The 22,989-nt window shown below is 64.6% G+C and carries 19 protein-coding genes; 5 read left to right on the forward strand and 14 right to left on the reverse strand.

What is annotated here, in order from left to right; all coding sequences use genetic code 11:
* From CEY11_RS23375 to CEY11_RS23385, 3 genes are read right to left on the reverse strand one after another with little or no spacing between them, the layout of a single operon-like run.
* Positions 1-1,113, reverse strand: coding sequence for an ABC transporter ATP-binding protein (locus CEY11_RS23375; RefSeq protein ID WP_088605844.1), 1,113 nt, complete (start codon positions 1,111-1,113; stop codon positions 1-3).
* Positions 1,114-1,162: 49 nt separating this feature from the next.
* Positions 1,163-2,194 carry an ABC transporter substrate-binding protein gene (locus CEY11_RS23380; protein WP_158215425.1) on the reverse strand — a complete coding sequence of 344 codons (1,032 nt, stop codon included), beginning with the start codon at positions 2,192-2,194 and terminating at the stop codon, positions 1,163-1,165.
* Between the two features lie 38 nt (positions 2,195-2,232).
* Positions 2,233-3,951 carry an ABC transporter permease gene (locus CEY11_RS23385; RefSeq protein WP_088605846.1) on the reverse strand — a complete coding sequence of 573 codons (1,719 nt, stop codon included), beginning with the start codon at positions 3,949-3,951 and terminating at the stop codon, positions 2,233-2,235.
* A gap of 120 nt (positions 3,952-4,071) precedes the next feature.
* Here CEY11_RS23385 and CEY11_RS23390 point away from each other — a divergent pair, with 120 nt between their 5' ends.
* Complete coding sequence (locus tag CEY11_RS23390; protein WP_088605847.1) at positions 4,072-4,995, forward strand: LysR family transcriptional regulator; 924 nt, start codon at positions 4,072-4,074, stop codon at positions 4,993-4,995.
* 11 nt (positions 4,996-5,006) lie between these two features.
* Here the strand turns inward: CEY11_RS23390 and CEY11_RS23395 are convergent, their stop codons facing one another.
* The 8 genes from CEY11_RS23395 to CEY11_RS23435 form a co-directional block, all read right to left on the reverse strand.
* Positions 5,007-5,663: an MlaC/ttg2D family ABC transporter substrate-binding protein gene (locus CEY11_RS23395; RefSeq protein ID WP_088605848.1), complete on the reverse strand. Its 657-nt coding sequence runs from the start codon at positions 5,661-5,663 to the stop codon at positions 5,007-5,009.
* 23 nt (positions 5,664-5,686) lie between these two features.
* Positions 5,687-6,550, reverse strand: coding sequence for an MlaA family lipoprotein (locus tag CEY11_RS23400; RefSeq protein ID WP_088605849.1), 864 nt, complete (start codon positions 6,548-6,550; stop codon positions 5,687-5,689).
* Between the two features lie 36 nt (positions 6,551-6,586).
* Positions 6,587-7,108: an outer membrane lipid asymmetry maintenance protein MlaD gene (gene mlaD / locus CEY11_RS23405; RefSeq protein WP_088605850.1), complete on the reverse strand. Its 522-nt coding sequence runs from the start codon at positions 7,106-7,108 to the stop codon at positions 6,587-6,589.
* A gap of 205 nt (positions 7,109-7,313) precedes the next feature.
* Positions 7,314-8,090, reverse strand: coding sequence for a lipid asymmetry maintenance ABC transporter permease subunit MlaE (gene mlaE, locus CEY11_RS23415; protein WP_088605852.1), 777 nt, complete (start codon positions 8,088-8,090; stop codon positions 7,314-7,316).
* Positions 8,087-8,920 carry an ABC transporter ATP-binding protein gene (locus CEY11_RS23420; RefSeq protein ID WP_088605853.1) on the reverse strand — a complete coding sequence of 278 codons (834 nt, stop codon included), beginning with the start codon at positions 8,918-8,920 and terminating at the stop codon, positions 8,087-8,089. The genes mlaE and CEY11_RS23420 overlap by 4 nt, the downstream gene beginning before the upstream one ends.
* Positions 8,921-9,269: 349 nt before the next feature.
* Positions 9,270-10,733, reverse strand: a complete 1,464-nt coding sequence (locus tag CEY11_RS23425) for a glutamate synthase subunit beta (RefSeq protein ID WP_088605854.1) — start codon at positions 10,731-10,733, stop codon at positions 9,270-9,272.
* A gap of 9 nt (positions 10,734-10,742) precedes the next feature.
* A complete protein-coding gene (locus tag CEY11_RS23430; protein ID WP_088605855.1) occupies positions 10,743-15,467 on the reverse strand; it encodes a glutamate synthase-related protein in 4,725 nt (1,574 codons plus the stop codon).
* A gap of 354 nt (positions 15,468-15,821) precedes the next feature.
* Positions 15,822-16,631: a hypothetical protein gene (locus CEY11_RS23435; RefSeq protein ID WP_233155042.1), complete on the reverse strand. Its 810-nt coding sequence runs from the start codon at positions 16,629-16,631 to the stop codon at positions 15,822-15,824.
* A 288-nt stretch (positions 16,632-16,919) separates the two neighbouring features.
* Here CEY11_RS23435 and CEY11_RS23440 point away from each other — a divergent pair, with 288 nt between their 5' ends.
* The 4 genes from CEY11_RS23440 (at position 16,920) to CEY11_RS23455 (ending at position 19,757) form a co-directional block, all read left to right on the forward strand.
* Complete coding sequence (locus CEY11_RS23440) at positions 16,920-18,026, forward strand: S-(hydroxymethyl)glutathione dehydrogenase/class III alcohol dehydrogenase (protein WP_088605856.1); 1,107 nt, start codon at positions 16,920-16,922, stop codon at positions 18,024-18,026.
* Positions 18,026-18,991: an S-formylglutathione hydrolase gene (fghA, locus tag CEY11_RS23445; protein ID WP_088605857.1), complete on the forward strand. Its 966-nt coding sequence runs from the start codon at positions 18,026-18,028 to the stop codon at positions 18,989-18,991. Before CEY11_RS23440 ends, fghA begins: the two co-directional genes overlap by 1 nt.
* A 274-nt stretch (positions 18,992-19,265) precedes the next feature.
* Positions 19,266-19,412 carry a hypothetical protein gene (locus CEY11_RS25475; RefSeq protein WP_158215426.1) on the forward strand — a complete coding sequence of 49 codons (147 nt, stop codon included), beginning with the start codon at positions 19,266-19,268 and terminating at the stop codon, positions 19,410-19,412.
* A 9-nt stretch (positions 19,413-19,421) separates the two neighbouring features.
* The gene (locus CEY11_RS23455; RefSeq protein WP_332888382.1) at positions 19,422-19,757 is read left to right on the forward strand and encodes a hypothetical protein; all 336 of its coding nucleotides are present in this window, start codon (positions 19,422-19,424) and stop codon (positions 19,755-19,757) included.
* 73 nt (positions 19,758-19,830) lie between these two features.
* Here the strand turns inward: CEY11_RS23455 and CEY11_RS23460 are convergent, their stop codons facing one another.
* From CEY11_RS23460 to CEY11_RS23470, 3 genes are all read right to left on the reverse strand, one after another.
* Complete coding sequence (locus CEY11_RS23460; protein ID WP_088605859.1) at positions 19,831-20,979, reverse strand: ABC transporter substrate-binding protein; 1,149 nt, start codon at positions 20,977-20,979, stop codon at positions 19,831-19,833.
* 298 nt (positions 20,980-21,277) lie between these two features.
* Entirely contained in the window at positions 21,278-22,006 is a 729-nt protein-coding gene (locus CEY11_RS23465; protein WP_088605860.1) for an SDR family NAD(P)-dependent oxidoreductase, read from the reverse strand.
* A 146-nt stretch (positions 22,007-22,152) separates the two neighbouring features.
* A complete protein-coding gene (locus tag CEY11_RS23470) occupies positions 22,153-22,938 on the reverse strand; it encodes a cyclase family protein (protein WP_088605861.1) in 786 nt (261 codons plus the stop codon).
* Positions 22,939-22,989 lie beyond the last annotated feature (51 nt).

A 22,989-nucleotide genomic window follows, 5' to 3' on the forward strand; every position in this document is an offset into this window, starting at 1 on the left:
TCAGTCGGCAACGACCGCGGTGTGACGCGGGGCAAAGCAGAGACTGACTTCGGTGCCGACGGGGAACTCTGCGTCGGCGAGGGCGCTGGTCTGAACCAGCAAGTCGCCGCAGCGAATCTCGTAGCGATTCATCGAGCCCAGGAACGAGGCGAGCGCCACGGTGCCATGCAGCAGGTTCTCGCCGTCTTGCGCCGCCGCGCGCTTGGCACTTATGCGGATGTTTTCCGGACGAATCGAGACTTCCACTTTGGCACCGGCCTGCTGCTTGGCAGGAAACACGCTCTGAATCAGCGTGCCGTTCGCAAGCCTGACCGTGCCGATTCCGTTTGCCGCAACGGCATCCAGTACGCTGCCCGCCAGCAAATTCGTGGTGCCGATGAAAGTCGCCACGAAACGGTTCACGGGGCGCAAATAAATATCCTTCGGTGTGCCGAGCTGGACGATCTCGCCGCGATTCATGACGGCGATTTCGTCGGACATCTCGAGCGCCTCCACTTGGTCGTGGGTGACATAGACCGTGGTGACGCCAAGCTGGCGCTGCAGGCGCTTCAGTTCGGCGCGAGTCGTTTCCCGCAGAGCCGCGTCGAGGTTCGAAAGCGGCTCGTCCAGGAGCAGCAGCTGGGGTTCCGCGACAATCGCACGCGCCAGTGCGACTCTCTGCTGCTGCCCCCCGGACAGCCTGGTCGCGGGCCGGTCGTAGACTTCTTCGAGCGCCACCGCGGCAAGCGCCTTGCGGGTCTTGCTCTCGATTTCCGCGCCGGATAGCTTTATGTCTGGACGCACGCGCAGCGGGAACGAGACATTTTGCGCGACGCTCATGTGCGGCCAGATGGCATAAGACTGGAAGACCATTCCGATGCCGCGCTCGTTGAGCGGTACCGAAATGTTGCGACTGCTGTCGTAAAACGGGCGTCCGCCCACGCCGATGTAGCCGGAGTCCGGCTCCTGCAGCCCGGCGATCGACCGCAGTGTCGTCGTCTTGCCGCATCCGGATGGGCCGAGCAGCGTGAAGAATTTTCCGGGCGCGAGCGTGAATGCCACGTCTTTGATGCCGACGCTTTTGTCGGCGCCAGTGGCAAACAGCTTATTCAGCGCACGTACTTCCAAGGTCATTGCTGTCTCCGTTGTTTCCAGGCCTGCTCTAGGGGCTGCGTGAGTTGCGTCATTTCTGGAACAATTCCTTGTAGATCTTGATCCAGCCGCCGAGATGGGCGCTCAGCTCATCCATAGTCACCATGTGGGCCTTGAATCCTCCGGTATCGGGCCGCAGCGCCGGATCGGCAGGCGGGACTTTCGGGTGATTGGGAATCTGGCCAGTGGACGCGATGACCTTTTGCCCCTCTTCCGACATCATGTAGTCGAGAAAGAGCTTGGCGGCATTTGGGTGCGGGCCGCCCTTGGTGATGGACATATAGGTCAAAGTGCCGATGACGGGCTGGAAGTGCACCCATTCGACCGGAGCGCCTTTCGATTTCGATTGCTGGACATGATGGTTGAAGACCATCAGGGCCAGCGGCCGCTCGCCCGAGATCGTCTGGTCGAGGACGACGCGCTGAGAGGCTGGGACGTTGACGATTTTCTGGGTTGCGAGTTTGCGCAGGTACTCCATGCCCTTTTGTTCGCCCATGCTGGCCAGCGCGACTCCGATGAACCCGGGAGCCCCCGTCACGTTCAGGCTGGTGGTCCAGCCCATCTTGCCCTTCCATTTTGGATCGAGCAGGGCTTCGAATGTCTTCGGCGCCTCGTCGGGCTTCACTTCCAGCTTGTTGTACGCCAGCGTCATGAAGCTGGCGGTAGGAGAGACCCACAGCTTGTGCGGGTCGGCATAACCGGCCGGGTAGGCGGCCGCGGTGTCTGGCACAAACGGCTCGGCGTACCCGGACTTATAGAGCGACAGGCAGTTCGCGCAGTCGAATACGTCCGACGCCATGCGGCCCGCTGCGCTTTCATTGTCGATGCGCAGGGTCAGATCCGCGCCGTTCGAGCGCGTGTATTCCACCCGGATGCCATATTTCTTTTCGAAGGCCCGTGTCACGGGAACGACGAAGCTGTTGACGATGTAGGTCGTATACCAGACCAGGGAACCTTCTTTCTTTGCGGCATCGATCAGGGCCTGGTCGGCGGCGGACGCATAAGACCCCATGCTCAGGGCCAAACTGACTCCCAGGGCCGTCTTCTGCAGAAAACTGTTCATAGTTGCTCCTCGATGTTCAGGTTTTAAGAAATTCGGTTTCATCCGAAGGCCCTCATCCTGCTGCGCTGCGACAGCCAGAATGCAAGCATTGCCAGAATCGTCATGACCAGCGTCCAGGCAAGGCCGAGCGCGGCGAGCTCGCCTGTCTGCCCGTTTGCCCATAGGTCGAGCATCGCCACGGCGAGCACCTTGGAGCGGGGGCCCGACAGAAGCACCGCAAGGGCCAGCTCTTTGGCGCATATAAGGAAAATGAATATCCATGCGGCGGTCGCCGACGGGGTCAGGAGCGGTGCGATGATCCTGCGGAATGTGCCCATGATCGTCGCGCCGGAAACTTGAGCGGCTTCTTCGAGTTCGCGATGGATCTGCAGCACGCCCGAATAGTTGTATCGCATCCCATAGGGCAGGTAGCGCAAGATGTATGCGAAAAGAATGATCCACAGGGTGCCATAGACCGGCACGGGAATATTCAGGAAAATCTGCAGAATCGCGACACCCATGACGATCCCCGGAAAAATCAGCGGAGCAGTCGCCAGTTGGTCTATACCCCAAGCATATGGGCCGCGCCGCGCCGAGATCCATGCTGCAAACGAGGTCAAGGCAACGACGATGGTTGCCGCGCCGGCGGCCACGATCACGGTATTTAGCCCATACTCGAAGTATTGCGGCGCCTGCCACAGGGCGGCGTAGTTGTGGCCATTGAGATATGGAATGATGCGCATCGAGACGCCGCTGGCATAAGGGACGAGAGACATCCAGACCAATGCCAGAATGGGCAGCAACAGAACGATAAGGAAGTAGACAAGAACCAGTGTTCCCGCGATCCAGCGGGCGCTGCCGAGGTCGAACGGCCTGGGCCGGAAGGCTTTGCCGGTAACGCTCTGGTATTTGTCGGCGTTTTTCGAAAGCCGGCCGTAGAGACTGAACAGAATGCCGACGAAGACGAGCAGAATGACCGAAAAGGCGGCTGATTGCCCCAACTGCGGCGGCACGACCTTCATGCTTTCGTACACCTCGGTCGTCAGTACCTGAATGCCGCTCGGGGTGCCGACGAGCAGGGGGACTTCGAAGGCTTCGATCGCGCGTATGAAGACAAACATCGCCAATGCAATAATGGCCGGCACCGCGAGCTTGATCGAAATATGCCAGACGGTCTTCAGGACGCTCGCGCCGCTCATGCGCGCGGCTTCTTCCATGTCGGCGTTGGCCGAACGGAAGTTTGCCGAAAGCATGAGGAAGACCAGCGGCGACCAGAGAAACCCCTCGATGAGAATCATGCCGGCCATGCTGTTGACATGAATCAGGTCGCCGTTGAATCCAAGTGCGCGCCAGGTGGTATTGATCGGGCCGATGTGTCCCAGCAGGAATAGCCACGCAATGATGTACAGCACGTAAGGCGTCCCCATGGATACCACCGCGGTGACATGCGCCAGAATCTTGAACGGTACATTGGTGCGTTCTACCAGCCAGGCCAGAATGCCTCCGACCACGAGGGCAAGAATCGAGCTGCCGATGGCAAATATGATGCTGGAAGTGAATGCTGCTGCCAGCCGTGGGTTGCCGAACAGACCGAGATAATTCGAGAGCGTCAAGCCGTTGTGGCCGCCGGCACCTTGAGCCTGGGCGAGGCTCGTGCGGATCAGGATGAATACGGTCGGCACGACGAGAACCAGAAGCAGGGTCAGCAGGGCCAGCGCAAGCCACTTCCTGGCGTCGGTCTTCCGTCCAACGGAACTCGTACCCTGAATAGCAGCCATCTACCTTGTCTCCCGCGTATTTCCTGTCTTTTGGACATTGCCGGGGCAGAGTATCATGCGCTAATCAATCAGAATAGTAGAAAATATTCGCCCCAATCATCAGTTTTTTAGAACGCTCAAATGGGATCAAAACAACTTACGGTTTTCGCGCGGGTGTACGAGGAGAAGAACCTTTCCCGCGCAGCGTGGCAGAGCAATCTGTCCCAGTCGGCCGTCAGCTTCCATCTGAAACAGCTGGAAGAGGAATACGGCACGCAGCTCTTCATCAGAGAGGCGCGCGGCATGCGTCCGACCGCCGCTGCAGAGCGCCTCTACAGCCATGTTGCGCCGATCTTACGGGCAATGCGGGCGCTTCAGGAAGACATGAAGAAGGCGCCCGACCGGCTGACAGGGGAAATCGCTATCGGTATGGCATCTTCGGTGATGAAGGCTATCGGACGTAGCCTTATCAGCAACGTCCTGCGGGAATATCCGGACGTCAGGCTGTCGATCATGGAAGCCATCCCGGGATCAACCCTGCTCGAAGTCTTGAAGACCAATACAGATCTTGCAATGGTATTCAACCCCTTCGACTATCCGGAGTTGAAGAAAAAGCCGATTCTAAAAGAGCAGATGGTATGCGTTGGGCGGCCGGACATCATCGGCGCGACCGATGAGCCCATCGAGATCGAGGAATTCCTGTCTTTGCCGCTTATCATGTTCCGGCGGCTGGGCAAGCTGATCGACGATACGCTGATGCTCAAGCAGATCGATGCGCGAGCCCGCATCCGCATCAATTCCATGCAGGCGATCGGTGATGCCATTCTGGACGGACACGGCTGCATGCTGGGAAGCCGGATGTATTTCCGCGAGCAAATCGAAGCGGGCACATTGCATTTCCGCACGATCGCCGGGCCGCCCATCGAGCGCACCCTTTACATCTGTGAGCTGGCCGACCGCCCTTCGACCCTGATGGCCGAAACCATGTCGGCGCTGCTCATTGAGATGATCTGCGCCAAGATCCATGAGGGGGAATGGCGTGCCACCCCCCTGATTTCCTGCTAGGCCCCGTCGGCTCAGCGATTGCGTTCGTTCAAGGCCTTGATCAGGCCGTCTATGCCGTTTTGCGAGATCTGCTCGGCGAACTGGTTGCGGTAGTTCTGGATGAGCCAGATGCCTTCGACGTTCAGGTCGTAGATCTTCCAGCCTTGCGGTGTTTTTTCCAGCCGGTAGTCGACGCCCACCGCCGGCGCGTTGCCGCGTGAAAGCTGGGAATGAACCACCACGTCGTCGGCCTTGGGGTCGCCGCGGAATGGCGCGAGCGACAGCGAGGTCTGATCCGTTACCTTGTTCAGCGCGCCGCTGTAGGTGCGGATCAGGGTGCCCTTGAAGGCCTGCACCAGCTGCTGTTGCTGCTGCGGCGTGGCCTGGCGCCAATAGCGTCCGGCGGCCAGGCGCGTGGTCTTGGCCAGGTCGACGTAGGGCAGCACGTATTTGTCGACGAGCCGGTTGATTTCGGCCAGGTCGCCCTGGCGCGCCTTGGCCGAATGCTTGATGGCTTCGAGCGCGTTGTTGCCGACGGTTTGCACGAATTCGTTGGGTGCGCTGTTGGGGTCGACCGGCGTGTCGGCCCTGGCGGCCGAGGCGAACAGCCCGAAGCCGAGCAGCAGCCCCGCGGCGAGTACGCGCCGCAACGCGGCGATGGGAAGAGACTGGGTTTCCACAAAAAACATAGGGGCTCCTGGGCTGGCGCGACTTATTTGGCCGGCGGCGTGCCGGGCCGGCTCGCCGCATTGGCGGGCTGGGTGGGCGGCTGGGCGGATGGCGCCTCGTCGTCGGAGTAGTCGGGCAGGGGTTCGTCGGAATAGTCGGGCAGGCTGGCTGTGCCGGTCTTGTTGAGGCGGTTGTTCACCATGGAATTGCGGCGCTGCAGGTAGGCATCGCGGATGAAACTGTAGCGATCCAGCGCCACCCGGTCGACCAGCTTGTCGGCGTCGAGCAGGTTGGCGCGCATGTCGATGAACTTCATGGCGGTAAGCGAGTTGCGCAGCGGCACGTTGTCGTTGATGCCGACGGCGGTGTACATGCCCCAGTAGCCGGCCACGTCGCCCGCCCAGCCGGCCGTGTCGCGCACGGTGCTGGGGCCGAGCAGGGGCAGCACGACATAGGGGCCGGGCTTGAAGCCCCACACGCCCAGGGTGGTGCCGAAGTCGTTCTGGATGCGCTTGGAGCCGTTCATGGAGGCCACGTCGATACAGCCGCCCAGCCCCATGGTGGAATTGAACAGCACACGGCCCACCGTGTTGAAGAAGTCGACGCCGCGGCCCTGGATGAAGCTGTTGAAGGCCGACCAGACGTCGGCCACGTTGTTGAACGCGTTGTGCACGCAGGTCTGCACCGGCTGCGGCGTCAGGGCCGCATAGCCCGAGGCGATGGGCTTGAGCAGGGCATGGTCGACCGCGTCGTTGAACTTGAACATGCTGCGGTTGTAGCTTTCCCACGGGTCGTGCGGGTTGGGATGGGGAACGCTGGCGCAGCCCGCCGCCAGGGCCGTGAGGGCCAGAGCGGGAACCATGCGGCCCAGGCGCGAAACCGGTGTGCGGAACGTGAGTGGCTTCATCGATGAGTTGTGGTTGTGGTGTGTCTTGGGCTTATTTTACGGTTTTGCTGGCTGTGCCGCGGGGGCGGCGCCCTGCTGCGGGCTGCTGGCACTGCCTTGTTTGTCGGCCGAGTTGTACAGGAATTTGCTGATCAGTTCTTCCAGCACCACGGCGCTTTGCGTGTATTTGATCTGGCCGTCCTGGCCGAGCATCTTGTCGTCGCCGCCCGGGGTCAGGCCCACGTATTGTTCGCCGAGCAGGCCGGAGGTCAGGATCGAGGCCGAGGAATCGTCGGGAAACTGGTAGGGTTTGTCGATATTCAGCGTGGCCACTGCCTGGAAGCGCTGGTTGTCGAAGCTGATGTTCGCCACCCGGCCGACCACCACGCCGCTGCTCTTGACCGGCGCGCGCACTTTCAGGCCGCCGATATTGTCGAAGCGCGCCTGCACCTGGTAGGTGGGGGTGAAGGAGAACGAGCTCATGTTGCCGGCGCGCAGCGCCAGGAAGACCAGGGCAATAATGCCCAGCAGCACGAACAGCCCTACCCAGAAATCGGTTTTATCTCGTGTCGTGTTCATGATGAATAGCCCCGCTGGTTCCTGCTCCCGGTCATGGCTTCGGCCTTGGCTTGCTGCCCGTTTCCGGGTGTTTTCGGTTTGAAATCAATCACTTCTGTTTCCTGCTGCGCCTTGGGCGCCGGCTTGCCCGCGGCGCCGTGGCGCGGCCAGGGCCGCACTTCGTTTGCGGGTCGGCGGCTTGTGTACATCGGCACCACTTCCCCTGTCAGTTGCTGAACATCAGGGCCGTGAGCAGGAAGTCCAGCCCCAGCACCACCAGGGCGCCGCTGACCACGGTGCGGGTCGTGGCGCGCGCCACGCCTTCCGGGGTCGGCACCGAGTTCCAGCCCTGGTACAGGGCGATCAGGGTCACCGCCACGCCGAATACCACGCTTTTGAGTACCCCGTTGGCGATGTCGTTGAAGACGTCCACGCCGTTCTGCATCTGCGACCAGAAGGCGCCGGCGTCGATGCCTATCAGTTCCACCCCGACGAACCAGCCGCCCAGGATGCCCACCATGGAAAATACCGCCGCCAGTATCGGCATGGCGATGATGCCGCCCCAGAAGCGCGGCACCAGCACCCGGCGTATCGGGTCGACCGCCATGACTTCCATGGCGGCGAGCTGTTCGCCCGCCTTCATGAGGCCGATCTCGGCGGTGAGCGAGGTGCCGGCGCGGCCTGCGTACAGCAGGGCGGTGACCACCGGCCCCAGCTCGCGCGTCAGCGACAGGGCGACCAGCAGGCCCAGGGCCTCTTCCGAGCCGTAGCGGTTCAGGGTGTAGTAGCCTTGCAGGCCCAGCACGAAGCCGACGAACAGGCCCGAGACGGCAATGATCAGCAGCGAATAATTGCCTATGAAGTGCACCTGCTGCGACACCAGGCGCGGCCGGCGCAGAGCCGTGCCGCTGCGCGCCAGCAGGGTGGCGAGCAGGCGAGCGTAGGCGCCCAGGCCGAGGATGCAGCCGCGCACCCAGCCGCCCAAAGCGGCGATCGCGTTCATGGTGTGCCTCCGTGTGCGCTCATCCAGGCCCGGAATGCGTCGGTTTCGGGGTAGTTGAAGGCGATGGGCCCGTCGGGCGCGCCGTCTATGAACTGGCGCACGTAGGTGTCGTCGGAGGCTGATAGTTCGTCGGGCGTGCCGCTGGCGATCAGCCGTCCCTGGCCCACCATGTAGACGCGGTCGACGATGGAGAAGGACTCGGCAACGTCGTGGGTGATCAGCACCGAGGCGCAATTGAGCCTGTCGGTGAGCGTGCGGATGAGCTGCGCGGCGATGCCCAGTGAGATGGGATCCAGCCCCGCGAAGGGCTCGTCGTACAGCACCAGCTCGGGTTCCAGCACGATGGCGCGCGCCAGGGCGACCCGGCGCGCCATGCCGCCGGAAATTTCCGACACCTTCAGGTGCGCGGCGGCGCGCAGGCCCACGGCGTCGAGCTTGTCCAGCACCTTGCGCAGGATTTCGGCTTCCGGGTCGCGGGTATGCTCGCGCAGGGGAAAGGCGACGTTCTCGAAGACGTTCAGGTCGGTGAACAGCGCCCCCTGCTGGAACAGCACGCCCATGCGCTGGCGCAGCTTGCGCAGGGCTTCGCCGCGGGCGCGCGCTACGTCCTGGCCGAAGGCCTCGATATGGCCCGCCAGGGGCACGATCTGGCCGGTGGCGGCGCGCAGCATGGTGGTCTTGCCCGAGCCCGAGCCGCCCATGACGGCCACGACCTGGCCGCGCTGCACCTCGATGTCGATGTCGCGCAGGACGGTGAAGCTGTTGTAGCCCAGGGTCACGCCGGTAAAGCGCAGAACGGCCTGGGAGGGGGCGTTCTTGCCAGCAGTCAAGGAATGCGCCTGTAGGAAGGGTTGCGTGTCATTGCGAAAGCCGAGGCCCCATGAGCGCCCGTGGATACACAGTAGGCAAGGGCTGCGGCGGGTCGAAAGTATGGCATTGTATCGCGGGTCGCTGCCGCGGCAGCGAATCCAGGTTTCATGGTAACCCGGCCGTGCGCCCAGGGCATTTCAAAATGTAGGCGGCCTGCTGCTTGCCGTACGCGGCTCGATGTATCCCGTACCCCGCATTCCGGTATTTCCGTCCGGGCCCGGATCAAATTCCAGCCGCGAACCCAGCCGTTCTAAACGAAAGCCGGCTGCCTTGCGGCAGCCGGCTGGGCAGCAGGCGTGCAGCGCCGGCTTAGCGCGGCAGTGTGCTCGTGCCCATCAGGTACTCGTCGACCGCGCGGGCGCACTGGCGGCCTTCGCGGATCGCCCACACCACCAGCGACTGGCCGCGCCGCATGTCGCCTGCGGCGAAGACCTTGTCGACGCTGCTGCGGTAGTCCAGCGTGTTGGCGCGCGCGTTGCCGCGGGCGTCGAGCTCGATGCCGAAGGCGTCCAGCACGTTCTTGACCGGCGAGACGAAGCCCATGGCCAGCAGCACCAGGTCGGCGGGCAGTTCGAACTGCGAGCCCTCGACTTCGCGCATGCGGGTTTGGCCGGTGGTCTCGTCCTTGAACCATTCGAGTCGGGCGCCGACGAGTTTTTCGACCTTGCCGCCCTTGCCCTCGAAGGACTTGGTGGTTACCGACCAGTCGCGCTCGCAGCCTTCCTCGTGCGAGGACGAGGTGCGCAGCTTGGCGGGCCAGTACGGCCAGGTAAGGTCTTTGTTTTCCTGATCGGGCAGGCGCGGCATGAGTTCGAACTGGGTGACCGACGCGGCGCCCTGGCGGTTGCTGGTGCCCACGCAGTCGGAGCCAGTGTCGCCGCCGCCGATGACGATGACGTGCTTGCCCTTGGCCAGGGTCTGGCGGGCGATGTGGTCGCCGGCGTCGACCTTGTTCTGCTGGCGCAGGAAGTCCATGGCGAAATGCACGCCCTTGAGCTCGCGGCCGGGCACGGGCAGGTCGCGCGGGTTCTCGGCTCCGCCGGTGAGCACGATGGCGTCGAATTCGGCTTGCAGCGATTCGGGCGTGCGCACCGTCAGCCCGTCTTCGGCGTGGGCGGGGTCGCCCACGTAGGTGGAGGGGCAGAATTCCACGCCCTCGGCTTCCATCTGGGCCAGGCGCCGGTCGATGTGGGACTTTTCCAGCTTGAAGTCGGGGATGCCGTAGCGCAGCAGGCCGCCGATGCGGTTGCTTTTCTCGAACAGCGTCACCGCGTGGCCGACGCGCGCCAGCTGCTGGGCGCAGGCCAGCCCGGCCGGGCCCGAGCCGACGACGGCGACCTTCTTGCCGGTTTTCTTCTTGGGCGGCTGCGGCACCACCCAGCCCTCGGCCCAGCCCTTGTCGATGATGAAGTGCTCGATGGACTTGATGCCCACGGCGTCGTCATTGATGTTGAGCGTACAGGCCGCTTCGCAGGGGGCCGGGCAGATGCGCCCGGTGAATTCAGGGAAGTTGTTGGTGGACAGCAGCACGTCCAGCGCCTGGCGCCAGTTCCCCTTGTAGACCAAGTCGTTCCAGTCGGGGATGATGTTGTTGACGGGGCAGCCGTTGCTGCAGAACGGGATGCCGCAGTCCATGCAGCGCGCGCCCTGGATCTTGGCCTCGTCGTCGCTGAGGGTGTGTATGAATTCGTGCCAGTTCTTCAGGCGCTTCTGGGGCGCCTCGGCAGTTTCCTGGATGCGGCGGAATTCGATAAAGCCGGTAATCTTGCCCATGTCGTGTCCTTAGGCGGCAATTTGTTGCGGGTTGCTGGCGCGCCACATTTCGCCCAGCGCGCGGCGGTAGTCCACGGGCATGACCTTGACGAAGGCGCCGCGCGCCTTTTCCCAGTCGCCCAGGATGTCGCGCGAGCGGAAACTGCCGGTATAGCGGTAGTGGTCTTCGATGAGGCGCCGCAGTATGGTTTCGTCGGTTTCGCGCTCGCCGCCGCGGGTGGCGCTGTGCCAGCCTTCCATCTGGTTGGCCTCGAGCTGCTTGGCGTGAGCCAGCACGGGCTCGAGCTCGACCATGGCCAGGTTGCAGCGCTGGCGGAAGGTGTTTTGCGGATCCCAGACGTAGGCCACGCCGCCGGACATGCCCGCGGCGAAGTTGCGCCCGGTGGAGCCCAGCACCACCACGGTGCCGCCGGTCATGTATTCGCAGCCGTGGTCGCCGGTGCCTTCGACCACCGCCGCGGCCCCGGAATTGCGCACCGCGAAGCGTTCGCCGGCCACGCCGTTGAAGTAGGCCTCGCCGGCCAGGGCGCCGTACAGCACGGTGTTGCCGGCGATGATGTGGTCGGGGCCGAAGCCGCGGAAGTCGTTGGGCGAGCGCACGATGATGCGGCCGCCCGACAGGCCCTTGCCGACGTAGTCGTTGGCCTCGCCCACCAGATCCAGCGTGATGCCGTGCGCCAGGAAGGCGCCGAAGCTTTGGCCGGCGGTGCCATTGCACTGGATGTGGATGGTGTCGTCGGGCAGGCCCTCGTGGCCGTGGCGGCGCGCCACGGCGCCGGAGAGCATGGCGCCTATGGTGCGGTTGCGATTGCGCACCGGGGTGATGAACGAAACCTTTTCGACGCGCTCGATGGCGGCCTTGCTGCGTTCGATCAGCAGGTGATCCAGCGCCTGCGCCAGGCCGTGGTCTTGCGCTTCGGTCTGGTGGCGCGGCAGCGTGGTCTCGACCTGGTGGAAGACCTTAGTGAAGTCCAGCCCCTGGGCCTTCCAGTGCTCGATGCCCTTGCGCATGTCGATCAGGTCGACGCGGCCGATCATGTCGTCGAGCTTGCGGATGCCCAGCTGGGCCATGATTTCGCGCAGCTCTTCGGCGACGAAGAAGAAGTAGTTGACGACGTGCTCGGGGCGGCCCTTGAACTTCTTGCGCAGCACCGGGTCTTGCGTGGCCACGCCCACCGGGCAGGTGTTCAGGTGGCACTTGCGCATCATGATGCAGCCTTCCACCACCAGCGGTGCGGTGGCGAAGCCGAATTCGTCGGCACCCAGCAGGGCGCCGATGGCGACGTCGCGGCCGGTCTTCATCTGGCCGTCGGCCTGCACGCGGATGCGGCTGCGCAGATCGTTGAGCACCAGCGTCTGCTGGGTTTCGGCCAGGCCGAGTTCCCAGGGGGTGCCGGCATGCTTGATGGAGGAGACCGGCGAGGCGCCGGTGCCGCCGTCGTGGCCGGCGATGACCACGTGGTCGGCCTTGGCCTTGGCCACGCCGGTGGCCACGGTGCCCACGCCTACCTCGGAGACCAGCTTGACCGAGATCGAGGCCGCCGAATTGACGTTCTTCAGGTCGTGGATGAGCTGGGCCAGGTCTTCGATGGAATAGATGTCGTGGTGCGGCGGCGGCGAGATCAGGCCGACGCCGGGCACGGAATAGCGCAGCTTGGCGATGTATTCCGACACTTTGTGGCCGGGCAGCTGGCCGCCCTCGCCGGGCTTGGCGCCCTGCGCCATCTTGATCTGGATCTGGTCGGCGCTGGACAGGTACTCGGCCGACACGCCGAAGCGTCCCGAGGCCACTTGCTTGATGCGCGAGCGCAGCGAGTCGCCGGCGGCCAGGTTGACCTCGGCGGAGATGCGTTCGCCGCCCAGCACCGATGCCAGCGTGTCGCCCTGCTTGATGACGCTTTGGCCGGCGCGCATCTCGTCGCGGTAGCGCAGCTCGTCTTCGCCGCCTTCGCCGGTGTTGGACTTGCCGCCGATGCGGTTCATGGCCACGGCCAGCACCGAGTGCGCCTCGGTGGAGATCGAGCCCAGCGACATGGCGCCGGTGGCGAAGCGTTTGACGATTTCTTTTGCCGGCTCGACTTCGCTAAGCGGAATCGCGCGCGCCGGGTCGACCTTGAACTCGAACAGGCCGCGCAGCGTCATGTGGCGGCGCGACTGGTCGTTGATGAGCTGGGCGTATTCCTTGTAGGTGCCGTAGCTGTTGGCCTTGGTGGCGTGCTGCAGCTTGGCGATGGAATCCGGCGTCCACATGTGTTCTTCGCCGCGGATGCGGAAGGCATAGTCGCCGCCCGCGTCGAGTGCGCCGGCAAGCACCGGGTCGTCGCTGAACGCCGCCTTGTGCACGCGCAGCGCCTCTTCGGCGACCTCGAAAATACCTATGCCCTGGATGTTGCTGGGGGTGCCGGTGAAGTATTTGTCGACCAGCGAGGACTGCAGGCCCACGGCTTCGAATATTTGCGCCCCGGTATAAGACATATAGGTCGAGATGCCCATCTTGGACATGACCTTGTTGAGCCCCTTGCCGATGGCCTTGATGTAGTTCTTGGTGGCCTGGGCCGGATTTTCCAGGGTGGCCAGCGATTCCAGGGCCAGGTACGGGTGTATGGCTTCCGCCCCGTAGCCGCCGAGCAGTGCGAAGTGGTGCACCTCGCGCGCCGAACCGGTTTCCACCACCAGGCCGGCCTTGGTGCGCAGGCCGGCGCGGATCAGGTGCTGGTGCACCGCCGAGGTGGCCAGCAGCGCGGGTATGGCCACGCGCTCGCTGTCGACCTTGCGGTCGGAGATCACCAGGATGTTGTAGCCGCTGCGCACGGCGTCGGCGGCGCCGGAGCACAGGCCGGCGATGCGAGCCTCGATGCCCTCGCGGCCCCAGGCCGCCGGGTAGGTGATGTCCAGCTCGAAGCTGCGGAACTTGTGCGAGGTGATCTGCTCGATGTCGCGGATCTGCGCCATGGCGGCGAAGTCCAGCACCGGCTGCGTGACTTCCAGGCGCAGCGGCGGGTTGACGTTGTTGATGTCGAGCAGGTTGGGCTTGGGGCCGATGAACGACACCAGCGACATGACGAGCTGCTCGCGTATCGGGTCGATGGGCGGGTTGGTAACTTGCGCGAACAGCTGCCGGAAGTAGTTGTAGAAGGGCTTGGCGCGGTTCGACAGCACGGCCAGCGGGGCGTCGTTGCCCATCGAGCCGGTAACTTCCTCGCCGTTGCGCGACATGGGCTCGAGAATGAACTTGAAGTCTTCCTGGGTCCAGCCGAAGGCCTGCTGGCGATCCAGCAGCGACGTCGTGGCGGCGGGTTCTTCGCGGCGCGGCGCGGGCAGCGACTCGAGCTTCAGGCGCAGGCGCGCGATCCATTGCTGGTAGGGGCGTGCATTGGCCAGCTGCGACTTGATCTCGGCGTCGTCGATGATGCGGCCCTGCTGCAGGTCGATGAGGAACATCTTGCCCGGCTGCAGGCGCCACTTCTTGACGATGCGGTGCTCGGGCACGGGCAGGGTGCCGGCTTCCGAAGCCATGATGACCATGTCGTCGTCGGTGATCAGGTAGCGCGCCGGGCGCAGGCCGTTGCGGTCGAGCGTGGCGCCGATCTGGCGCCCGTCGGTGAAGGCCACGGCGGCCGGGCCGTCCCAGGGTTCCATCATGGCCGCGTGGTATTCGTAGAAGGCGCGGCGCTGTTCGTCCATGTCGGCGTGCTGTTCCCAGGCTTCGGGAATCATCATCATCATGGCGTGGGCCAGCGAATAGCCCGACATCACCAGCAGTTCGAGGCAGTTGTCGAAGGTGGCCGTGTCGGACTGGCCTTCGTAGACGATGGGGTAGAGCTTGCCCAGGTCTTCGCCCAGCACCGCCGACTGCATCACGCCTTCGCGAGCGCGCAGCCAGTTGAAGTTACCCTTGACCGTGTTGATTTCGCCGTTGTGGGCGATCATGCGGTAGGGGTGGGCCAGCGGCCAGGCCGGGAAGGTGTTGGTGGAGAAGCGCTGGTGCACCATGGCCAGCGCGGAAACCGCGCGCGTGTCGGCCAGGTCGCGGTAGTAGCGGCCCACCTGATCGGACAGCAGCAGGCCCTTGTAGACCACGGTGCGCACCGAAATCGACGGCACGAAGTATTCGCGGCCGTGCGCCAGCTGCATGTGCTGGATGGCGTGGCTGGCGGTCTTGCGGATGACGTACAGCTTGCGCTCGAGTGCGTCGGGCACCATGATGTCGGGCCCGCGCCCGATGAAGAGCTGGCGGATCACCGGCTCACAGGCGCGCACCGTGGGCGACATCGGCATGCTGGTGTCCACGGGCACGTCGCGCCAGCCCAGCACCACTTGCCCCTCGTCGCGCACGGCGCGCTCGAGTTCGTGCTGACAGGCCAGGCGCGAAGCCATTTCTTTGGGCAGGAACACCATGGCCACGCCGTATTCGTCGGGCGGCGGCAGTTCCACGCCTTGCTCGGCCATTTGCTCGCGGTACAGCGCGTCGGGAATCTGGATCAGGATGCCGGCGCCGTCGCCCATGAGTTCGTCGGCTCCCACCGCGCCGCGGTGGTTGAGGTTTTCCAGGATTTTCAGGCCCTGCTGGATGATGGAGTGGCTTTTGCGGCCCTTGATGTGGGCCACGAAGCCCACGCCACAGGCGTCGTGCTCGTTGCGCGGGTCATATAGGCCTTGGGCGCGCGGCAGTTCGATGCGGTAGCTGCCGGCGGCGGCTTCGCGAGGGCTGGAGAAATCGGAAACGTTGGACATGAGAGTGCTCCGCAGGAACCTGCGTACAGAGGAATTGTGCAATGCAAGATTCGTACGATACGCCCGCCGCCCGTGCTTGGCAAGGAATTTATGTTTGGTACGTCCCTAAATAAATATTCAGATATATTTGTTGTTTTTAAATGGGGACATATCAATCCGGAGCCCGATCTGAGGCCGCGATGCATGCCTGTATGTCGGAGCCCGGTAAAACGCCAGCTTGGCTGTGTGCGGCGGGGCCATGGGCGCAAAAAACGGGCGAGCCGCTGGCGGCCCCTGGGCCTGGCTCGGGCCTGTGACTCGACAGGAGGCTGGAAGGCAGTACCGTACGGACTGGAGGGTGTGACTTGCCTTGGGCTAGCCGCTGTGCGGCGCCGCGGGCTTGCGCGGCCGGCCCCTGGGCGCGGGGCGCGGGCGGCGCGAGGCCTGCGATTCGAGTTGCTGCAGGAACACGGCCTCGCCCAGCGCCCACTGGCCGAACAGCGCGCGCTCTATCTGCTGGCGCTGGCTGTCGGGCAGGCCGGCATGCAGGCGTTCCCGGTAGCGCGCCTGGCGGTCGAACGGCGTGTTGCCGTCCTTCCAGTAGTCGGGATGGTCGACCATCCAGTCGGCCGCAGTTGCGGCCGCGCCCGTGTGGCCGGCAGCCGAAGACCATGGCCAGTGTTCGGGCCGGTCGACGTAGGACAGCTGCGCCGGGAGCGATTCCAGCCAGATCAGGGCCGGCAGCACCCAGCGTCCGGGTTCGACCAGGGCGCTGCGGTAGCGTTCGGCGAACACCCTGCCCTGGCGCTGCTGGGCGGCATAGCGCCGGCCCAGGGCCTGCACCAGCTTGGGCAGGGCCTGCGGGCCCGGCGGGGTGGCCAGCAAGGTGAGGCGGTCGTGAACCAGGGACCAGCCGTGCACCTCTACATGGTGCTCGCGCGCGCTGTCGCCCAGCCAGGTGCAGAGCCTGTCCATTGCGGCAGTGGGGCTGGCGCCCTGCGTGGTGGCGTCCAGAGCCCGCGCGAACCGCGCCTGCACGAGCTGCGGTATTTGCGGAGCATAGAGGCGCGGCAGTCTGGCCATGGTGTGGTGGGCGGTGCCTCCCGGGTCTGCGGCGCCCTTCAAGAGCTGCGCATTTTTCGGGCTGGGGGCGGCGAAGCTTGCGGTGTCGGAGGAAAGCTCCAATTCTACTCGCGCCGCAGGCGCCAGGCGGGGCGTACCGTCTCGGCTGTCGGAAGCAAATAGGAATATCCGCTTTTATAGCTCGTGAAATGTCCGCTTGCCTGTGCGGTGGCCAGGCCGTGTAGGGCATGGGCATGTTTTCCCCTTGAGAAGCCATGGCATTGCCGTGGGCACATGCGGGGCCGGCGGTTTTTCCGCCTCTGTCTATATACTATGGGCAGGCCGACCGGCCTGGGCCTGTGACGGCCCTGCCGGGGCGGCGGATCATCGAACCCGCAAGCAGGAGTGCACATGAAGACCAAAGCAGCCATCGCATGGAAGTCGGGGGCTCCCCTGACCATCGAAGACGTGGAACTGCAAGGCCCCAAGGCGGGCGAAGTGCTGGTGGAAGTCAAGGCCACCGGCATCTGCCACACCGACTATTACACGCTCTCGGGCGCTGACCCCGAGGGTATCTTCCCGTCCATCCTGGGCCACGAGGGCGCCGGCGTGGTGCTGGAGACCGGGCCGGGCGTGACTTCCGTCAAGGCCGGCGACCACGTCATTCCGCTGTACACGCCAGAATGCCGTCAGTGCAAATTCTGCCTGTCGCGCAAGACCAATCTGTGCCAGGCCATCCGCGCCACGCAGGGCAAGGGCCTGATGCCCGACGGCACCTCGCGCTTCACGGTGGGCGGCAAGCCTGTGCACCACTACATGGGCACGTCCACGTTTTCCAACCACATCGTGGTGCCGGAAATCGCCCTGGCCCGCATTCGCGACGATGCGCCCTTCGACAAGGTCTGCTACATCGGCTGCGGCGTCACCACCGGCGTGGGCGCCGTGGTGTTCACCGCCAAGGTCGAGGCCGGCGCCAATGTGGTGGTGTTCGGTCTGGGCGGCATCGGGCTGAACGTCATCCAGGGCGCCAAAATGGTGGGCGCCGGCAAGATCATAGGCGTGGATCTGAACCCCGCGCGCGAGGCGCTGGCGCGCCAGTTCGGCATGACCGACTTCATCAATCCCAGCGAAGTCGGGAACGTGGTCGACCACATCATCGCCCTGACCGACGGCGGCGCCGATTATTCCTTCGAATGCATAGGCAATACCAAGGTCATGCGCCAGGCGCTGGAATGCTGCCACAAGGGTTGGGGCCAGTCCATCATCATCGGCGTGGCCGAGGCCGGGGCCGAGATCTCCACCCGGCCGTTCCAGCTGGTCACCGGGCGGCAATGGAAGGGCAGCGCCTTCGGCGGCGCGCGCGGCCGCACCGATGTGCCGAAGATCGTCGACTGGTACATGGAAGGCCGCCTCAACATCGACGACCTCATTACTCATACGCTGCCGCTGGAGCGCATCAACGAGGGCTTCGACCTGATGCACCGCGGCGAATCGATACGTTCGGTGGTGCTGTACTGATGGCAGGCGATCCGCAAGAACCGCAGGCTCCGCAAAGCCAGCAAAGCCAGCAAGGTCAGCAAGGTCAGCAAGGTCAGCAAGGTCAGCAAGGTCAGCAAGGTCAGCAAGGCGGCGCCGATGCGCTCGAACTGCTCGGCGAGCACGGCTGCTTCGCCGGGCGGCAGCGCTTCTATCGCCATGCTTCCGCGGCGATCGGCCTGCCCATGCGTTTTTCCGTGTTCATCCCGGCGCAGGCCGAGAAGGGCCGGGTGCCGGTGCTGTTCTGCCTGGCCGGCCTGACCTGCACCGAAGAAACCTTCATGGTCAAGGCCAACGCCCAGCGCTATGCGGCCGAGCACGGCCTGATGCTGGTGGCACCCGACACCAGCCCGCGCGGCGCCGGCATCCCGGGCGAGGACGACGACTGGGACTTCGGCACCGGCGCCGGCTTCTACCTCGACGCCGTGTGCGAGCCCTGGAGCCGCGCCTATCGCATGGAAAGCTATATCTGCGACGAACTGCTGCGCATCGCCGCCACCGTCCTGCCGGGCGACGCGGGCCGCGTCGGCATCTGCGGACATTCCATGGGCGGCCACGGCGCCCTGGTGCTGGCACAGCGCCATCCCGGCCTGTTCCGCTCGGTCTCGGCCTTCGCGCCCATCGCCGCACCCAGCCTGTGCCCCTGGGGCCGCAAGGCCTTCGGCGCCTACCTCGGCCCCGACCCGCAAGACTGGGCCGGCCACGACGCCTCGCGCCTGATGGAGCGCGCGCATTGCCCCTTTCCCGAGGGCATCCTGATCGACCAAGGCCTGGACGATGGCTTCCTGGCCGAACAACTGCACCCCGAAGCCTTCGAGGCTGCCTGCGCGCGGGCCGCACAGCCCCTGACCCTGCGGCGCCACGCCGGCTACGATCACGGCTACTACTTCATCACCACCTTCATCCGCGACCACATCGCCTTTCATGCAGAGCGGCTGCGGGCTTGACTGTGAGGCCAGGCATATCCTTTCCAGCCAGATGCCTGATGTTCCAATACATAGGCTTTTATTGACATAAGCCGATGAATTGGAACCATATTCAGATATGGATACCGCGATCGACAAGCTGCTGGCGATGGCTCGTAACGCGGGGTTGATCCGCGCCCGAGATCTGGAGCCGCTGGGCATGGCGCGCTAAGCGCATGACCAGCGGCGAAATTAGGCGCTATGCCAAGCTCTGCCGCGTTGCCAACGTGATGCGTCCTTATCTGGAAAGCCTGGAATGACGGCCAGTTCCCGCAATGTCGCTGCATCCGTGCGTGCAAGACTGCTCAACAAGGCCCGTGCCGGCAAGAAGGACTTCAACCTGCTATTGACACGGTATGCCTTGGAGCGGATGTTGTACCGCCTGAGCATCTCTGCGTATTGAGATCAGTTTCTGCTCAAAGGGGTCTTGCTTTTTGACTTCTGGTTCGACGTGCCGCAACACCCGACACACGATGCCGACCTGTTGGGATTCATGCCGGCGGAAGTGTCAGAACTGATCGTGGTGTTCCAAGAGCTCTGCAAAATCGAAGGCGGTGATGGAATTGTGTTCCGGCCTGAAACGGTGCGAGCTATCGATATACGCAAAGAGGCGAACTACCCGGGAATTCGTGTTACGACACGAGCGGAGAAGACCGGGCAGCTCGCGCAGGCGAGTGGGTTATCGAGCCGTAAGGAGCCGCCCGCGATTCCAGGCCGCGGCTGGAAGAATCGGGCCTGTACCGCATAGTGCAGCGCCCAACGAGGCGCCAGACGCGGCGCGGGGCTCGGAAGCCCCGCGCATCACTACATGAAGCCACCTATTACTTCAGCAGCTTCCACTGCCCGTCCTTGACCGTGATCAGCTCGCGGCCGCGGTCGTCGAAGCCGCTGTGGTCTTCGGGCGTCATGTTGTACACCCCCTGAGTGGCCACCAGCTCGTGCACGTTTTCCAGGGCGCTGCGCAGCGCGCTGCGGAACTCTTTGGTGCCGGGCTTGGCTGTCTTCTCGGCCACAGGCACCGCGCGTTCCAGCAGCAACCCCGCATCGTACACATTGGCGCCGAACGTCGCCGGCTTCTGGCCGTACAGCTTCTCATAGGCGGCAATGTATTTCTCGGCCACCTTCTTCGACGGATTGCTGTCCGGAATCTCGGGCAGCACCAGCATCAGGCTGGCCGCCAGCACCGTGCCGTCGACATACTTGCCGCCCAGCTTCAGGAAAGCCGGCAGCGCCGCGCCGTGCGTCTGGTAGAACGTGCCTTTGTAGCCCTGCTTGGCCAGCGTGACCTCGGGCAGCACCGCCGCGCCGCCGGTGCCGGCGATCAGCACCGCATCCGGCTTGGCGGCATAGATCTTCAGCGCCTGGCCGGTGACGCTGCTGTCCGAGCGCTGATAGCGTTCGGTGGCCACCAGCTTGATATTGTGCTGCTTGGCCAGATTGCCGAATACCTTCAGCCAGTTCTCGCCGAAGGCATCGTTCAGGCCTATGAAGCCCACCGTCTTGACGTGCGTCTTGACCATGTGGTCGACCAGCGCCTTGGCAATGATGTCGTCGTTCTGGGTGGTCTTGAACACCCATTTCTTTTGCGGCGTCATCGGCAGCACCACCGCGGCCGTGCCCACTGGCGCCAGCATCGGCGTGCCGGATTCGGCGGCGAACTGGATCACGCCCATGGCATTGGGCGAGCCCGAGGGCCCGATGATGGCGTCGACCTTTTCTTCGGAGATCAGCTTCTTGAAGTCGGTGACTGTCTGCGTCGGGTCGCTGGCGTCGTCCAGCGAAATGTATTGCACGTCGAGGCCGCCGATCTTCTTGGGCAGCAGGGCCACGGTATTTTTTTGCGGGATGCCCACCAGCGCGGTCGGGCCGGTGGCCGACGTGACCACGCCGATCTTGAGCTGGGCCAGAGCCGGAGTGGCGGCCAGGGCCGCAGCGACGGCTGCGGCAGTGGCGAGTGTCTTCAATAGCATGGCGTTGTCTCCAGGTGACAGGTGTGGGTTGGAATAGTAGTGGATGATTCAGGGTGAGGCAGCCCCAGGCCGCAGGCCCGGGGCTGCGCCCGCCTGCCGGCGGCCCGGTGCATATTGCCCGGTGCCCGCCGGCTCGGGCTTGGGCCGCGGCGCAGCCAGGGCATCAAGTATAAGTAGTTCATGCTTGAAATAAAAGATGTTGCGCCCGCCGGCCATTGCGCTGGCGGGCCGCCGCAGCCGCGACCGCAGTCTGTGCCACGGCCACAGCCGGTGCCGCAGCCTACCGCGGCGGCCGGCGTCATATCGTGATCGATCCTATGCTGGCGCCGCCGCAGACATACAGCGTCTGCCCGGTGACGAATTCATTGGCGGGGTCGGCGAAGAACATGACCGCGCGCGCCACGTCGTCGGCGCGGCCCAGGCGCTGCACCGGGATGCCGCGGGCGATGTTGCGCTCGCGTTCGCTGCCGGCGTCCACCACGTCGTAGAACATGTCGGTCTGGATCGGCCCGGGGGCGACGACGTTGACCGTGATGCCTTCGGGGGCCAGCTCCAGCGCCCAGGTGCGCGCCATGCCTATCATGCCGGCCTTGGTGGCGGAATAGGCCGTGCGGGTCTGCAGGCCCAGCGCGCCGCGCGAGGACATCAGCACGATGCGGCCGAAGCGGCGCTGGCGCATGCCGGGCAGGAAGGCCTGGGCCAGCGTGATCGCCGAGCCCAGGTGCAGCTGGGTCAGGCCCTGCAGCTCGTCCAGGGTCACGTCGGGCAGCAGGTGCGGCCAGATCACTCCGGCGTTGTGCACGAAGTGCGTCACCTGGTGTTCGCCGGCAAGCTGCGCCGCGGCCTGCTGCACGGCTTGCGGGTCGAGCAGATCCACCTCCAGCGAGTGCAGCCGCGGACGGCTGTGCTCGGGGGCGCGGCGTGCCACAGAAACGACTTCGTAGCCGGCCTCCAGCATCTGGCGGCAGATCTCGGCGCCGATGCCGGCGCTGCCGCCGGTGACGACGGCTGTATGGGAATTTGGCAAGATGATCCTCCGGTTTCAGACAGGCTTGCAGTCAGGACGAAAGCCGCATTGCGGCGGTGGCGTTGGGAAGCCCGGTGCCGGGCTGCGGCCGCGGGCGGTGCGGCGAGGCGTAAGGGCCGGCCCGCCGCTGTCATTGCAAATCCACATCAAGCTTGCGGCGTCAGCGCCAGCACGCGCAGCGGGCTGCCCGAACCGCGCCGGATCTTCAGCGGCGCCGAGAAGATCACCGCCCCGGTCGGCGGCAGCTGGTCGAGATTGGTCAGGCACTGCAGGCCGTAGCGGTTGTTGCCGTGCATGAAATAGTGGCAGGGGAAGGGCGGATCCAGGTGCTGCGCCTGCCCGGTGTCGGTGCCCACCGATTCGGTGCCGAAGCCGTGCACGTCGCGTTCCTTGATGAGCCAGGGCACGACCTGCGCATCCGGGCCGGGCGAGTGCGCGCCGTCTTCGCGCATGTTCAGATAGTCTTCCGGCTTGGCGCGCTTGGACCAGTCGGTGCGCATCAGCACCCAGGAGCGCGGCTTGATGCGGCCGTGGCGTTCTTCCCACTGCCGTACGAAGTCCACCGTCAGCAGGAAGTCGGCGTTCTCGCGCGATTCGGCCGAGCAGTCTATGACCGCCGCCTCGGCGATGAAGGCCTGTATGGGGATGGTGTCCACGGTGTTGTCGGGCTGATCTTTGCCGCTGACCCAGTGCACCGGCGCGTCGAAGTGGGTGCCGGTGTGCTCCGAGCAGGAAAAGTTGTTCCAGTACCAGGCCGGGCCGCGCTCGTCGTAGCGCGAGATCTCTTCGATGCGGAAGGGCCAGGCCTGGCCGAATTCCGGCGGCAGCACGATGGTGGGGAAATCGGGCGACAGGGTCTCGGTCAGATCGACGATGCGGATGCTGCCCGCGGCGAGTTCCGACATGAATTGTGTCAGGACAGGGGTGCTCATGGTGTCTCCGTCAAAAGGCCGCGCGGTGCGCCGCGCGGCGCTGGTGTGGGG

The sequence above is a fragment of the Candidimonas nitroreducens genome, from assembly GCF_002209565.1.
Taxonomy (GTDB): Bacteria; Pseudomonadota; Gammaproteobacteria; order Burkholderiales; family Burkholderiaceae_B; genus Candidimonas; species Candidimonas nitroreducens.

What these genes read in the sequence shown, in the direction of transcription:
- CEY11_RS23375 (WP_088605844.1), bottom strand. Translation starts at nt 1,113, where the DNA reads ATGACCTTGGAAGTACGTGCGCTGAATAAGCTGTTTGCCACTGGCGCC.
- CEY11_RS23380 (WP_158215425.1), bottom strand. Translation starts at nt 2,194, where the DNA reads ATGAACAGTTTTCTGCAGAAGACGGCCCTGGGAGTCAGTTTGGCCCTG.
- CEY11_RS23385 (WP_088605846.1), bottom strand. Translation starts at nt 3,951, where the DNA reads ATGGCTGCTATTCAGGGTACGAGTTCCGTTGGACGGAAGACCGACGCC.
- CEY11_RS23390 (WP_088605847.1), top strand. Translation starts at nt 4,072, where the DNA reads ATGGGATCAAAACAACTTACGGTTTTCGCGCGGGTGTACGAGGAGAAG.
- CEY11_RS23395 (WP_088605848.1), bottom strand. Translation starts at nt 5,663, where the DNA reads ATGTTTTTTGTGGAAACCCAGTCTCTTCCCATCGCCGCGTTGCGGCGC.
- CEY11_RS23400 (WP_088605849.1), bottom strand. Translation starts at nt 6,550, where the DNA reads ATGAAGCCACTCACGTTCCGCACACCGGTTTCGCGCCTGGGCCGCATG.
- mlaD (WP_088605850.1), bottom strand. Translation starts at nt 7,108, where the DNA reads ATGAACACGACACGAGATAAAACCGATTTCTGGGTAGGGCTGTTCGTG.
- mlaE (WP_088605852.1), bottom strand. Translation starts at nt 8,090, where the DNA reads ATGAACGCGATCGCCGCTTTGGGCGGCTGGGTGCGCGGCTGCATCCTC.
- CEY11_RS23425 (WP_088605854.1), bottom strand. Translation starts at nt 10,733, where the DNA reads ATGGGCAAGATTACCGGCTTTATCGAATTCCGCCGCATCCAGGAAACT.
- CEY11_RS23430 (WP_088605855.1), bottom strand. Translation starts at nt 15,467, where the DNA reads ATGTCCAACGTTTCCGATTTCTCCAGCCCTCGCGAAGCCGCCGCCGGC.
- CEY11_RS23440 (WP_088605856.1), top strand. Translation starts at nt 16,920, where the DNA reads ATGAAGACCAAAGCAGCCATCGCATGGAAGTCGGGGGCTCCCCTGACC.
- fghA (WP_088605857.1), top strand. Translation starts at nt 18,026, where the DNA reads ATGGCAGGCGATCCGCAAGAACCGCAGGCTCCGCAAAGCCAGCAAAGC.
- CEY11_RS25475 (WP_158215426.1), top strand. Translation starts at nt 19,266, where the DNA reads ATGACGGCCAGTTCCCGCAATGTCGCTGCATCCGTGCGTGCAAGACTG.
- CEY11_RS23460 (WP_088605859.1), bottom strand. Translation starts at nt 20,979, where the DNA reads ATGCTATTGAAGACACTCGCCACTGCCGCAGCCGTCGCTGCGGCCCTG.
- CEY11_RS23470 (WP_088605861.1), bottom strand. Translation starts at nt 22,938, where the DNA reads ATGAGCACCCCTGTCCTGACACAATTCATGTCGGAACTCGCCGCGGGC.